Genomic DNA, 13,510 nt, shown 5'->3' with positions numbered 1-13,510 from the left:
AGGGGAAGAAGAATTATTGATTAATTACCAATGCCCAATGCCCAATGCCCCATTTTTAATTTTTAATTTACGGCTTGACGACAACTACACCATAAGCATCTGGGGAAAGATACTCTTTGGCTGCTTGCATCAAGTCAGTTGCATTTTGGCTCTGAATATGATCTGGGTAATTAAAGGCGGGTTCTAAATCTCCCACCAAAGACTGATAATAACCATACAACCCAGTGCGATCGCTTGGTGTTTCATTGCTAAAAATAAATCTGTTTGCTACTCGCCGCCGCACACGGGCAATTTCTGATTCTGTGACTAATTCGGTTTGGACTGTGCGAATATGTTGAGCGATCGCATCTTCTACTTCTGCTAAATTTTCCACTGCACATTTAGCTGAAATATAAAATGTCCCTTGCAGCTGATTGCTCATGTTGCTCACAGAAATTGAAGAAACTAATCCTCGTTCTTCTCGTAAATCCCTCACCAGTCTTGATGTCCGTCCATGTCCCAAAATTCCGGCTAAAACATCCAGTCCATAGGTGCGATTTAACTGAACCATTCCTGGAACTCGCCAAAGCATGACTAGCCTTGCTTGCTGGAGACTTTCATCTACAAATTCTCGACGGACAATTTCTGTAAATGGTGATTCAGTGGGGAGTGGGGAGTGGGTAGAGACGCGATTAATCGCGTCTGTACTGAGTGGGGAGTACTGAGTTTTAGTGGCTTTTGTAAATCCTTCAGCAACGGTTGCAATTAATTCTTCCACAGGCAAATTGCCCACAGCTACAGCAGTAATTGATTGGGGTTGATACCAACTAGCATGAAAATCTCGCATCTGCTGGGGTTTAAGTTCGGCAATCACCGATTCTGGCCCCAATACTGCACGGCGATAAGGTAGTTTATCATAGGCTGTCTCCATCGCCCGCCGAAATGTCCGCCGTTGGGGATTATCCTCTGAGCGCCTAATTTCTTCTAAAACTACTAATCGCTCCCGTTCAAAAGCATCATCAGGAATACTCGCATTTGATACTACATCTATTTGTAGTGGAGCAAGCTCGGCAAAATCTTTGGGGGCTGTGGTTATATAGTAATGAGTATAATCTTGGCTAGTTGCGGCATTGGTGACAGCACCCCGTTCTTCAATCCGACGTTCAAACTCGCCGCTAGCCAGTCGTTCTGTTCCCTTAAAAATCATGTGCTCTAAAAAGTGAGCCATGCCGTTAATGGCATCAGATTCTACGGCTGAACCAACTTTAATCCATACGTTGAGGTTTACAGCTTCAACTGGCATCTGCTCCGCTATGATTGTCAAACCATTGGGTAACTGATGCAGGGTTGGGGTATTAAGACGAGGAAGTTTCCGCAGGGTTGAAGTCATTGCTACTTGTGTGAGGAGCTACGTTACCTCTTTATCTTATCCGTGACGAAGAGAGAGGGGAGGAGGGGGCAGGGAGCAGGGGGCAGGGGGAAAAGGAGTTTGAGCCTTGTTTACTTTTATTCACAGAGTATCAACAAATGCGAACTCCGAATCAACAAATGCGAACTCCGAATCAACAAATGTGAACCCCGAATCAACAAATGTGAACCCCGAATCAACAAATGTGATCACCGAATCAACAAATGTGAACCCCGAATCAACAAATGTGAACCCCGAATCAACAAATGTGATCACCGAATCAACAAATGCGAACTCCGAATCAACAAATGCGAACTCCGAATCAACAAATGCGAACCCTAAATCAACAAATGTGATCACCGAATCAACAAATGCGAACTCCAAATCAACAAATGCGAACCCTAAATCAACAAATGTGATCACCGAATCAACAAATGCGTTGGCGTAGCCCGCCGCAGGCATCGCCAAAATAACGTTAGAAAGGGAAAAGTGACGTACTCCACACACTCCTATCGACGGTGAGTGTGGGCTTCTCAATGACTCTTCTGTGAAGACATTAATTGAGCTTTGAGGGCGTGCGTCCCACGCGCCTTGATGTTTATAGCTGCATTCAAATCCCTGCACAAACTAGTATGACAAACAGGACAATTGTGCATTCTTTGAGATAGCGGCTTTTTAACTTTGTGACCGCAATTAGAACATTCTTGGCTAGTGCCATTTGGATTGATTGCTATTACCTAATATGAAAAATAAACAATTGCGGCTAAGAATGTCTGAGCGCAGATTTAACAAACTCAAGGAATATGCAGAATATGCAGATAAAACTATGACTCAAGTGATAGATGAACTTATTGACACGTTGCCAAACACAAAAAATGCTGACTCCTCATCGACCCCCTGCCCTGTCAATCCTGTGGATTGAATTGGTTGTGGGTCAATTCGTCGTCAGCCAAAAATTCATCCCATATCCGACCCGAAGGGCGGTGTGGGATGAATTTTTGATTTAGCTAAAACACCTAATTCCCTCCCCTTGTAAAGGGGAGGGTTAGGGAGGGGTAATTCAATAACCTGTGTGTACACCGTAGCCAACTCGGAGAGGAACAGACTTGAACTTTAATTCAAGACAGCGAGAGGTTCGTCGAACTAACGAGAGTAAGGGTGATTGAAAGTTTCCCAAGCAGCAATAGCCGCTTGTTGCAGGCGAAAGCTGAAGTCTACTAAGTCTTTCATCATTAAGTGCCAGTTTCTCTCAGCTTCATCCTGAATTATCGCCCAAGAGTCTTCTAAGCGATCGCTTTCTTTCACTTTCCTGCCTTCAATCAATTCTCGTGCTTGTCGCACAGCTTTTAAATAAGTTTCATGGGTGAGAGTACCTGCTGACTCCGCTTGGCTGCGTCTTTCTAGTGCCTCAATCAGCGCTTTAGTTTCGCGCTTGACTTCATCACTTTCGCCGGCCATTTCAGTTTCTACTAATTTATCTGTTTCAGGTCTAATTTCTACAATTACTAAGGATTCAGTAGATTGAACGCACCCCAACTAATTGCTTGCAATATAGTTGGGGATTCTTTCGCTAGGAAACCCTAAGATTTCTCAGCGTATCCAGAGTTACTGGCGTTCTCAGTGTGTCGTTGGAACTTTTGCCTACGAACACTCTAGAAAAGTGCTTATCTCCTACAATTAACGAGTACCAGGATCTAGCACCAATATTGTAAGAAGCAGAGAGATCAGCGTTGTACTGCTTATCATTTTTAAATACAGCCAAAGAGTAATTAACAAACTTCGGCGGGTTGAAGTCCCCGGCTTCTAACAAGCCGCAAGTTTTGTGGCGGGGTCTAAATCCCCGTTACAAAACGTAATTGCGAATTGCGAATTGCGAATTGCGAATTGTTAATCTTACTCCTTCTAACCTTACCACTTCCATCAAAAGCGTAAGCACTGGTGTATTTAGGGTTAATAAAAATTATTTTACCTCCCAATTCATTCCATCTTTGTTGTGTCAACTCAACTATTTTACAGTGACACCAAAGATGGAATTTTTGCTTTTGCAGAGAACCCTTTCTACCTGCCTTAGCTTTCCATCCAGATAAATTCTCAAACACAATTACTTTAACATTGTGAGTTTTCGCAAACTCCACAATGTCTCTCATAACCTTACGAGATATTTCTAAATTGATGTTGGCTGACTTGCGGTAAAGTCCTTTGCAAAAACCAGTAGGTAGTTTTCGTTTTGTTAGATTAGCTGTTTGTGATGATTTCTTCCTAATCATCATTCTACGTTGATTTCTGCGGTCTATGTCTCTGGCAGGGTTAATGAACTTCCTTGCCTTTACAGTACCGTTTTTACCAACAATTGAGACTGTAGCAGCATTGTTAATGCCCATATCAACACTGCATACAAAATCAGAGTCTTCTGTATCAACCTTCTTAATTTGAACGGGCATAGAAAGTTGACTTTTGTTTTTGCTAACAACTAGAGCAGGTGATTGTATCTGATTACCATCAATTAGATGACGAGATCAACCATGCCTTTTGACTTGAATATTGTTAAGCCATACCCAATCAGTTCCACTCCACACTTTCATATCAACAGTTTGATAATTTAAACCATACTTTACCTGCTGACCTTTATATAAAGCAGGATAAGTTTTGCACGTTGCAGTTAGTCCAATACGGTTCGGTTAAAGGGCAAAGGGAAAAGGTATTGGTTTTCAATACATCCTTTACCCTTTACCCCTTACCCTTTCCCCAGACCACAAGGAAAGTGAAAAATGCTTATCCGAACCGTATTGATATACCTCTACTGTTAAAACCATTTGGCGTTTTTGCTCTTTATCCGCTACTAACTCCCAAACATCGGTTCTAACTTCCTGTATGGGTTTCTTTTTAGTTCTTGCTTTACTCATTGGCTTTGTCTCGACCTTGACAAAGATATACTACCAAGCTCCTGTTTAATTGTCAATATAGTTATTGAATTAGTTATGGATAATGATATCAAGCTAAAAACCCGTTCTAACAGTGCTTTTAGACTCATCTATCATTTAGTTCTGGTAACTAAATTCCGTCGCAAATCTTTAACGGCGGAAATACTCACCAGGATGAAATCAATCATCAATGAATTACTGTTTAAATGGGAATGTGAGTTAATTGAGTTTGGTGGAGAAGCAGATCATCTGCATCTGTTGATTGAGACTCATCCCAGTGTTGACTTATCTAAATTAGTAAATAATATAAAAACTGTAACTTCTCGGAAGTTACGCTCTGAATTTTCTCAACATCTAAAAAAGTTTTATTGGGCAGAAAAACCTCAGTTTTGGTCTGGTTCTTATGCGTTAATTAGTGTTGGCGCACAAGCACCACTGGATAAACTTATAGAATATGTGCACAACCAAGAGAAACCAGAATGAATCGTTGCGGGAGCATTTTATACTGGTTTCCCTAACCCTACCTATAACGAAGTTTAGGTAGGGACTGCGCTCAACATTTTTGTTCAATTACTGGGGTTTCAATGGATTCGATGTTGTTATAAGTCATAGTTTAAACATCCTTAAATTGCAAAGCTTACTCTCGGATGAAAACTGCACCCTGTACTGTTAGTCATAAGTCATTGTCAATTCACAAAGGACTAATGACCAATGACTAATGACAAATTAATAAACTGTTGTTGGCAATTGTTGCTCTAGTTTCAGCAATGCTGCAACTCGCTCCTCTGTAGCAGGGTGACTAGAGAACAAGTTACCCATAAACTGTCCAGAGATAGAATTGATAATTAATAATGGCTCATAAGCTGGATTGGCATTTAAGGGCATCTGCCTTGCCGAGCCTTCTAAACGTTGTAGCGCCCTAGCTAAGGCGCGGGGATTACCGGTTAATCTAGCTGAACCTGCATCAGCAGAGAATTCTCGTGTGCGCGAAATTGCTAGCTGAATAATAGTTGCAGCCAATGGCGCAAGCATTACTGTTAATAAAACACCCAAAGGATTTGCACCTCTGTTGTCATCTCGTGAACCACCGCCAAACCATAAGCTATAACTAACCATTTGCGCTAGGAATGAAATAGCACCAGCAACCGTAGCAGCAACAGCTTGTGTGAGGGTGTCACGATTAATAATGTGGGTAAGTTCGTGGGCGATAACGCCTTCGAGTTCATCCTCTGGCAATATATTCAAAATGCCTTCGGTGACAGCAACAGCAGCGTGTTCTGGATCGCGCCCTGTAGCGAAGGCGTTTGCACCTTGGCTTGGGACAATATAAACTTTGGGCATGGGGATGTTAGCGCGATCGCTTAATCTCTGCACCATCCGATAAAGTCCCGGTGCTTCCCCTTGACTCACGGGCTGGGCTTGGTATACTGCTAGAGCAATCTTATCTGATTGATACCAGGAAAACAGGTTTGTTACTGCTGCTAAACCTATTCCTATTATCAAGCCACTAGTACCGCCAATTACCCAGTAACTAATTGCGATCAAAAGACCACTTAACGCAGCTAGCAAAACAGCCGTTTTTAATTGATTTGTCATATTTTCGCTCTCCTGCTAATGCTGTATTATTTTTCTTTGAAACAGCATTAATTAAGCTACGTTTTGATTGTATCCAGTTAAACTTAGATATATGGTACAGAAAACCTATCAGACAAGTACGGTTTTCCCACTTAACTGTTATAAATACTAATTTAGTTATTTTTGATACTTTCTCTCATGGTAGTAAAAAGTTTTTCTATAGATACTAAAAAGGCATCTATCTGTAGAAGCAAATTGTTTATTCAGGCAGAAATTTCATAAGTGATCGCTATTGTATAAGGTTAAATAGCCACTCAATCAAAAGGAGAGGAAGAAATCGTACACAAATTTGCTGGGCAAAAGGTGTCTGAAATCCTGAAGTACAAGAAGGGTAGTATAAAACAGGCTCCACTCCCGGAAGAATCGCCCAGTTGGGATGAGTTTTGTGAAATGTTATGGGAGGAGATTGAAGCGGGAGCAGAGGTAAATCAACCGGGTTTTAAAGTTGTTCGTAAGTTATTAAGCGATAAGAGGTTTGACAAATGAAGAATCATGGATTTGGCAAACTAGTTACGTTTCTAAATCAATTGGAACAAGAGAGAATTAGTTACACTTTAGCCCATCATCGGGATGAAACTATTATGGTGAATGTGGCGGTGGCTGGTGAACGATGGGAAGTGGAATTTTTTGAGGATGGTTCGGTTGAGGTAGAACGATTTGTTAGTAATGGAGAGATTAATGGGGAAGAGGTTTTTAGTGAGTTATTTGCTATGTATTCAGAGCCAGAAAATCATTCTGCCAAACATACCCAAAATGCTAAGTTTACAACCACGACATGAAAGCGATCGCGCTTCGTTTCACCTTAAAAATTACACCTTGAATCAGGATATGTATAAAGGATCAATTCTCACTTAATTTCAAACAAAAAATTCTTTAGGCTTCTTGAAAAAGTTAAAGTTTTTGCAACTGCACGATCATAATTTCCATTTACCTGACTATCAATGATTGCAGTAGTATTCAAGAAAGCCTCTTTACATTTATTGTCTTCCGACAAAGTTATTTCCATTACTTCGCAATACTTAATGAACTTATTCGATATTATGCTAGGCATATCCTTGCCTGATACCTGTATTCTAAGAATATTAAGCATATGGTATTTAAACGGACTATATTTTGCGTCTATGTGTTTCTTTCTAAAGAGTGCATCTAAACGAAATTTTGCATATGCGCTGACGTAATATCCTATTGGATGATGATCAGATAAAAATATATTTTGTTTAGTTTCATCTTGCAAATTTGCATGGTATCTACCTGCATTATGAGCTTGTTCAAGAAACATAGATGCAAAACATCTCATTTGAGAGGGTATATCCACTATTCTTATTTTTTCAATACCTTCAATCCCATTAAATTGTCTTGGTCTTCTTTCATAATATAGTTGTTTATCTTCTGGTAAAGATTTGTAATATTCCTCAAGTTTTTTCTGAAAATCAGTTAACGATTCAAGCTCTTCAAGTTTTACTGGTGTCTGTCTGTTATTAGCTTTAATAATGTTGTTTTTTAATCTACTGTCACGAGCTAGAGCAATTACTTTGATTGGTATACAAAGAGAATCATCAATCGATTCTCGGTTATGATACAGAACATAGCTAGTTTGGCATCCATTAACAATTTGATAATCTGTAATAGTAATCCGATCTCCAACAACATTGATATCTTCTGCAACAATAGTTATGCCGTTGTTGTAGAGTACAAACGATTTGTGATCATCAGATTTTATCGTTGCCTCTATTTCTTGATTAACATCATTGTTTCCCTGAAAATCTCGTACATTATCGTAGAATAGTCCTCTGATAATGTTATCAGATTCATCAGTAATCAATTTCAAGTACTCGCGTGCCGGTAAGATTCCAATATACGCCTCTCTTACATCTTCTATCTCAGGCAATGCAGTACGCTTTTCAAACTTAATTTGTCTTGATATTTTATTATTTGCTAACCGATATAAATTTTGAAGACTGTCAGCATCAATAGGAGAAAAATAAACTTTTTCAAACATTTGCATATTTTCAATATTTTTCTTTAAAGTCTCAATTGTTCCCTTAAGATGCTGATCATCAAACCATTTACCAGTTGTAACATAGTATAATTTACATATTGGGTTCCTATTTTTAAAAAGATTGCTTTGGTTATATATCAGTCCTATTATTTCTGATTTATCCCGTATTTTATCATTTTCAGGTAGCTCTGGATTTTCACTAAAAAAATCTTGAGAGCCTAATAAAAACTTAGCAATGTCACCAGCATCAAAAGTGCTACTGGTCTTGGATTGAACTAAAATAAATTCAACATCTAAATATCTATTTCTTTTCTCTAAATCTTCAAGCTCTTCTTTCGAGCTAATTAAACTACCATTAACAAGAATTGCAATACCATCTAAGGCTTTATCAGTACCACCGCCAACATGGATATCTTCAAGTGAAAAAGTATCATTATATTCTTTAGATACTATACAATAATTAACAAAATGCTCAAAAAGCTCAAATTGTGCTAAGTCTTCAGGAAGAGACTGTTCTTGTCTAAAAGCCTTTAAAAATCCACTTGTGATCCTGTCCATAATTTCCTTATTCTTTATAGAGATTGTAGTATAGCAAAAGACAAGCCACTACGGAATATTCTAGGTGTAATGTTGTAAACACAAATAAAAAAACTATTTAACTCGGTATTTTTCTAACTTTTTGCCTAAATGCGATCGCAACTTCCAGCAGATCGGGTGCTACTGCATATAGCGTTATAATTGCAATATCCAAATTTGGCAGTAACTGACAATGAGCGATGCCTAATTGCTTATTTACTAAATCATCGCTTCCAATTCTTCCAAAGCTTGAAAACTTCCTACTTGCCAACTACGTTCTACGGCAGCAGGGATAATCTGAGTAATAGCTATATCCTCAAAATTAGGACTGATATTAGATTTTATATATTTCCCATCTCTGAGCAAATAAATAGAAAGGTTTCCACTGTCGTAAACCCATAGTTCTGGGACTCCAATGGCTTCATAAGCATCAAGAGTAGTTTTTGATGTGACATCAGTCTCGATTGCTAAATCTGGCGGCGGATCATCAGGCTGTAAGCGGCGATGACCAATCATTTGTTGATAATTCTGAATATAAAAGCAAGCATCAGGTTCAACTCCTGCTACACCTTGCCGTTTAAAAGTAGTGGAACCAAAAGGTTGGTATCTAATATCTTTAGCCTTCAGCAATATTTTTACAATATCAGAAATTAAATCTTTAGGTATTTCATGTTCTGGTAAAGGAGCCATAATTTCTAAAGTACCCTGGCTATAGGCAATTCGTGTAGTTCTTTTTTCTCCTAATTCTTGTAAAATAGATTCAAATTCTTCCCAGCTAACATCTGGAATTGTCACTGTACTACCAGGTGCTAACTGCATCTGGCTAACAGGTTTAAAAACGGGGATGGCAGAAGTCATAACCAGAATACAAGTAAGCTGATTTTTAATAATTATCTGTCAGGTTGCGGTGGATAATATAGCCCACCGTAACCTTTAGATTAATGAATTGAGTTTAACAAAAGCGGCTAAAAGCGATCGCTCTACACCTTAAACTTCTCAGTAATCCGCTTCATCGCCTCTTCGACATTCTCCCGGCTGTTAAACGCCGAAATGCGGAAGTAACCTTCACCCGCAGCACCAAAGCCAGAACCAGGTGTCCCCACAACGTTGACAGTTTGCAGCAACTTATCAAAAAATTCCCAACTGGATAAACCATTAGGAGTTTTCACCCAAACGTAAGGCGCATTCACGCCGCCATAAACTGATAATCCGGCGGCTGTGAGTTTTTCGCGGATAATTTTGGCGTTTTCTAAATAGAAACTCACCAATGCTTTGATTTGTGCCTGTCCTTCTTCAGAGTAAACCGCTTCGGCTCCCCGTTGGATGATGTAAGAAACACCATTAAACTTGGTAGACTGGCGGCGATTCCACAGTTTCCATAGTTCCACATCGGAACCATCGGCGGCTTTTGCTGTGAGTGTCTTCGGTACAACGGTTAACGCGCAACGGGTTCCTGTAAAACCTGCATTCTTAGAAAAAGACCGAAATTCGATCGCAACTTCTCTTGCACCTTCAATTTCATAAATTGAGTGAGGAAGCGACGGATCGGTAATATAAGCTTCGTAGGCTGCATCAAAGAAAATAATCGAGTTATTAGCTTTGGCATAGTCTACCCATGCCTTTAAATATTCCTTGGTAGCAGTTGCGCCAGTGGGGTTATTGGGAAAGCAGAGATAAATTAAATCGACTTTCTTTGAGGGAATTTCGGCGGTAAAGTTGTTATCAGCCGTAATTGGTAGATAAACTAAACCCTCAAACTCGCCTTTATCGTTGGCATCTCCCGTATTTCCCACCATAACGTTAGTGTCTACATATACGGGGTAAACGGGGTCAGTAACGGCAATTATGTTGTCATGTCCAAAGATTTCTAAAATATTGCCGGTGTCGCACTTGGAACCGTCGGAGATAAAGATTTCCGAAGCATCTATATCGGCTCCCCGTGCTTGGAAATCTTGAGTTGCAATTTTCTCCCGTAACCAAGCGTAGCCTTGTTCTGGCCCGTAGCCTTTGAAGGTATTGCGATCGCCCATTTCTTCCACAGCTTTAATCATAGCTGTGCGGCAAGCCTCCGGCAGAGGTTCGGTAACATCACCAATGCCCAGGCGGATGATTTTAGCATCAGGATTGGCTTCTGCAAAGGCATTCACCCGTCGAGCAATTTCTGGAAACAGATAACCCGCTTTCAGTTTCAGGTAGTTGTTGTTAATAGTTGCCATTATGTAAATATGAAAAACGCCCTCAAATAGCTTACTGCTAATTTATGAGGGCGATAACTTTGTTATGGGAAGTGGCGATGAGAGAGCAGGGGAAGGATAACTAATGACAAATGACTAATGACTAATGACTAATTAGACATTTACTGGCAGTTTATTATCAGCTGATGTGTAATTGCGATCGCTAATTACAAACTCCGTGAGCGATTCTTGACCTGTAATCAATCTTGCTCCGCGATTACGGGTGAAATAGTTCCATGCCCACTGAATCATTACTACTAATTTGTTGTTAAATTCAATTAAGAAGTAGATGTGAATCACTAGCCAAAACAACCATGCAACAAAACCTTTCAGCTTGATAAAGCCCAAATCTACCACAGCAGAATTGTGTCCAATCATTGCTAAACTACCATGATCGGTATAAGCAAAGGGTGGCAAATTTTTACCTGCGAGCCGCTGTTTAACTAATGTTGCGACATATTCACCTTCTTGCTTGGCTACAGGTGCAACACCAGGTAGGGGTTTACCATTTTGATGAGAAAAATTTGCTAAGTCGCCAACTACAAAAATATTGGGATGTCCCTTAATACTCAAGTCAGGTTCGACAATAATCCGTCCAGCGCGATCGCACTCAGCACCTGTGCGTTCTGCTAGCACTTTCCCCATTGCTGAAGCTTTCACACCTGCTGCCCATAATACCGTTTTTGAGGCAATTTCTTTAACTTCTTCGCCTTGTTTGAGGGTAACAATATCATTTTCAATATTTGTCACCAGTGTTTTTGTCTGCACAACCACCCCCAACCGCGTTAGAGATGCTTCCGCTTCTTGTGATAACTCTGGTGCAAAGGGTGGCAGAATCCGATCCAATCCTTCTAATAACAAAATCTTGGCTTCTGATGTGTCGATGCTGCGGAAATCTTCTTTAAGGGTTTGATTTGCCAATTCTGCGATCGCACCCGCTAACTCTACACCAGTAGGGCCACCACCAACAATTACAAAGGTTAACCAAGCACGGCGTTTTTCTGGATCGGTTTCTTTTTCTGCGGCTTCAAAGGCTGTAAAGATCCGGCGACGCATTTCTATGGCATCTTCTACAGTTTTCAAGCCGGGGGCGAATTCTTCCCAGTTGTCTTTACCAAAGTAGGAATGCTTGGCTCCTGTGGCCACAATTAACGTATCGTAAGCTATTGCTTCGTCGCCCACAGTCACTTGTTTTGCTTCTGGATCAATATTATTCACCTCTCCCAGCAGCACTTTCGTATTCTTGCTCTTGCTGAGGACAGAACGCAACGGTGAGGAAATATCCGCAGGAGATAGCGCACCTGTGGCGACTTGATATAAAAGGGGTTGAAATAGATGAAAGTTACGTTTATCGATCAGAGTAACGTTTACCGCAGCTTTAGCGAGCGTTTTTGCCGCATAAAGTCCACCAAAACCACCGCCAACAATAACTACTTGATGGGGTGGATTATTGTCAAGTGAATTTACCATAAGAAATATTATCGTGTATGCCGACTATTGTAACTATTCTTAACAGATTTGTATCAAAATTGTCATCATATATTTTGTATTGCTCTTTACATTTGAAAAAGTATTAAAGTAATCGAGACTACAGGATAAACAAAATTGTTTAAGAGAAAGGTACAGACAATAAGAGTTTGAAATATATTAATCCCTCTTTATCTGTGTAGATTTATCAAAGGTAGATGTAGAATTTATGCAAGTTTAGTCAGAAATAGTTGACTCTGGTGTTTGTGTCAAACGTGGTGAACGAGTTCGCCGCCAACGCCTAAAGCCATAGACAAGAGCAGCAAAAATTAACAAATAGGGGCTGTAAACAATTAACCAAATACCCAGTTTGAGTAAGCCAACGGAAAATGCACTCAAAGAGTGGGTGGAGTTGTTCCAAGTTTCCTTAACTTGCAAACCCAAGGCAGGTTGGGGACTGGTACTAGAAACTGCTGCTTCTAGGTTCAGCGTAATAGTGGAATAAGCAACTTGATTTTGTAGGCTTTTGAGTTGGGCATTAATTTGTTCTATGGTTTCTCGGACATTACTCAGTTCTTGGGCAACACTAAGCACATCTCTAATAGAACCAGCCCGATCCATAATTTTTTGTAAATTGGCTTCGGTTTTTTGCAAATTGGTTAATCTGGCTTGGAAATCTACGAGGCGATCGCCTACATCTTCGGCAGTGATATTACGACTCTCGACAGTGCCCAATTTAGCTAGCTCTTCTAAGGTAGGTTCTAGTCGGTTCTCTGGTATCCGCAATTGTATTGTTGCTGTGTGACGCGGGTTGTCGGTTTTGGGTTGTTGTTGTCTCAACCCGATTAAATCCCCTTGCTGTTTATTAATAATTTGCGAAACAGCATCAATAGTTTTATCTACAGAGTTGACAGTCAAAGAAATTGCTGCTTTTTTGATCAGTTGGGGACGAGAACGAACTATTGATGAAGCTTCCGCCTTTTGAGAAATACTGCTTTCACCAGCAGGTGCAGATGCTCGATTTGCCATCCCATCGGCGGCCATCTGAGGTAAAGCCGAACTTGTTGAGCGTTCAGAAGAAGCGCAACTGGTGAAAATCACCCCTCCTAATAATGCACTTATAAATAAAGCAGATGTGCGCGGGAATTTAGTCGAAGCGTACATAATCTACCCCCAGATGGATGAAGTTAACCCCAGTATTACTGAAGTAAAACTCAAAACCTGTATTGTTGCGATTTATGTAACAGGGTTAGTCATTTTTATTTACAGAGAATGAAAATTCATCTTGATG

At 40.2% G+C, this 13,510-nt stretch carries 14 protein-coding genes; 2 read left to right on the top strand and 12 right to left on the bottom strand.

Annotated features, from left to right (window positions below):
* Window positions 1-67 precede the first annotated feature (67 nt).
* The 6 genes from CDC33_RS30100 to CDC33_RS30070 form a co-directional block, all read right to left on the bottom strand.
* A complete protein-coding gene (locus CDC33_RS30100) occupies window positions 68-1,369 on the bottom strand; it encodes a M16 family metallopeptidase (RefSeq protein WP_109012035.1) in 1,302 nt (433 codons plus the stop codon).
* A gap of 120 nt (window positions 1,370-1,489) precedes the next feature.
* On the bottom strand, window positions 1,490-1,849 hold the full coding sequence (locus tag CDC33_RS30095; RefSeq protein ID WP_109012034.1) for a hypothetical protein: 360 nt from the start codon (window positions 1,847-1,849) through the stop codon (window positions 1,490-1,492).
* Window positions 1,850-1,920: 71 nt separating this feature from the next.
* Window positions 1,921-2,115, bottom strand: a complete 195-nt coding sequence (locus tag CDC33_RS30090; protein WP_244919438.1) for a zinc ribbon domain-containing protein — start codon at window positions 2,113-2,115, stop codon at window positions 1,921-1,923.
* 415 nt (window positions 2,116-2,530) lie between these two features.
* Window positions 2,531-2,923 carry a hypothetical protein gene (locus tag CDC33_RS30085; RefSeq protein ID WP_109012033.1) on the bottom strand — a complete coding sequence of 131 codons (393 nt, stop codon included), beginning with the start codon at window positions 2,921-2,923 and terminating at the stop codon, window positions 2,531-2,533.
* A gap of 296 nt (window positions 2,924-3,219) precedes the next feature.
* Window positions 3,220-3,828, bottom strand: a complete 609-nt coding sequence (locus tag CDC33_RS39940) for an IS200/IS605 family accessory protein TnpB-related protein (RefSeq protein WP_244919382.1) — start codon at window positions 3,826-3,828, stop codon at window positions 3,220-3,222.
* 279 nt (window positions 3,829-4,107) lie between these two features.
* A complete protein-coding gene (locus CDC33_RS30070) occupies window positions 4,108-4,290 on the bottom strand; it encodes a hypothetical protein (RefSeq protein WP_109009857.1) in 183 nt (60 codons plus the stop codon).
* A gap of 75 nt (window positions 4,291-4,365) precedes the next feature.
* On the opposite strand from CDC33_RS30070, the gene tnpA reads away from it, so the two are divergent.
* Window positions 4,366-4,791 (top strand): IS200/IS605 family transposase, encoded by a 426-nt coding sequence (tnpA, locus tag CDC33_RS30065; RefSeq protein WP_109011110.1) that lies wholly within the window; start codon window positions 4,366-4,368, stop codon window positions 4,789-4,791.
* Window positions 4,792-5,034: 243 nt separating this feature from the next.
* Here tnpA and CDC33_RS30060 read toward each other — a convergent pair whose 3' ends face one another.
* A complete protein-coding gene (locus tag CDC33_RS30060) occupies window positions 5,035-5,904 on the bottom strand; it encodes a zinc metalloprotease HtpX (RefSeq protein ID WP_109012032.1) in 870 nt (289 codons plus the stop codon).
* Between the two features lie 521 nt (window positions 5,905-6,425).
* Here CDC33_RS30060 and CDC33_RS30050 point away from each other — a divergent pair.
* Window positions 6,426-6,722 (top strand): hypothetical protein, encoded by a 297-nt coding sequence (locus CDC33_RS30050; RefSeq protein ID WP_109012030.1) that lies wholly within the window; start codon window positions 6,426-6,428, stop codon window positions 6,720-6,722.
* A gap of 68 nt (window positions 6,723-6,790) precedes the next feature.
* On the opposite strand, the gene CDC33_RS30045 is transcribed toward CDC33_RS30050, so the two are convergent.
* The 5 genes from CDC33_RS30045 to CDC33_RS30025 form a co-directional block, all read right to left on the bottom strand.
* Window positions 6,791-8,500: an AIPR family protein gene (locus CDC33_RS30045; RefSeq protein ID WP_109012029.1), complete on the bottom strand. Its 1,710-nt coding sequence runs from the start codon at window positions 8,498-8,500 to the stop codon at window positions 6,791-6,793.
* A gap of 237 nt (window positions 8,501-8,737) precedes the next feature.
* Window positions 8,738-9,376: a Uma2 family endonuclease gene (locus CDC33_RS30040; RefSeq protein ID WP_109012028.1), complete on the bottom strand. Its 639-nt coding sequence runs from the start codon at window positions 9,374-9,376 to the stop codon at window positions 8,738-8,740.
* Between the two features lie 122 nt (window positions 9,377-9,498).
* Window positions 9,499-10,734 (bottom strand): LL-diaminopimelate aminotransferase, encoded by a 1,236-nt coding sequence (locus tag CDC33_RS30035; protein ID WP_109012027.1) that lies wholly within the window; start codon window positions 10,732-10,734, stop codon window positions 9,499-9,501.
* 132 nt (window positions 10,735-10,866) lie between these two features.
* The gene (locus CDC33_RS30030) at window positions 10,867-12,222 is read right to left on the bottom strand and encodes an NAD(P)/FAD-dependent oxidoreductase (RefSeq protein ID WP_109012026.1); all 1,356 of its coding nucleotides are present in this window, start codon (window positions 12,220-12,222) and stop codon (window positions 10,867-10,869) included.
* Between the two features lie 234 nt (window positions 12,223-12,456).
* On the bottom strand, window positions 12,457-13,383 hold the full coding sequence (locus tag CDC33_RS30025) for a DUF4349 domain-containing protein (protein WP_109012025.1): 927 nt from the start codon (window positions 13,381-13,383) through the stop codon (window positions 12,457-12,459).
* Between the last annotated feature and the right edge of the window lie 127 nt (window positions 13,384-13,510).

Source organism: Nostoc commune NIES-4072, from assembly GCF_003113895.1.
GTDB classification, from domain to species: domain Bacteria; phylum Cyanobacteriota; class Cyanobacteriia; order Cyanobacteriales; family Nostocaceae; genus Nostoc; species Nostoc commune.
This window is presented reverse-complemented; position numbering and strand designations above follow the sequence as displayed.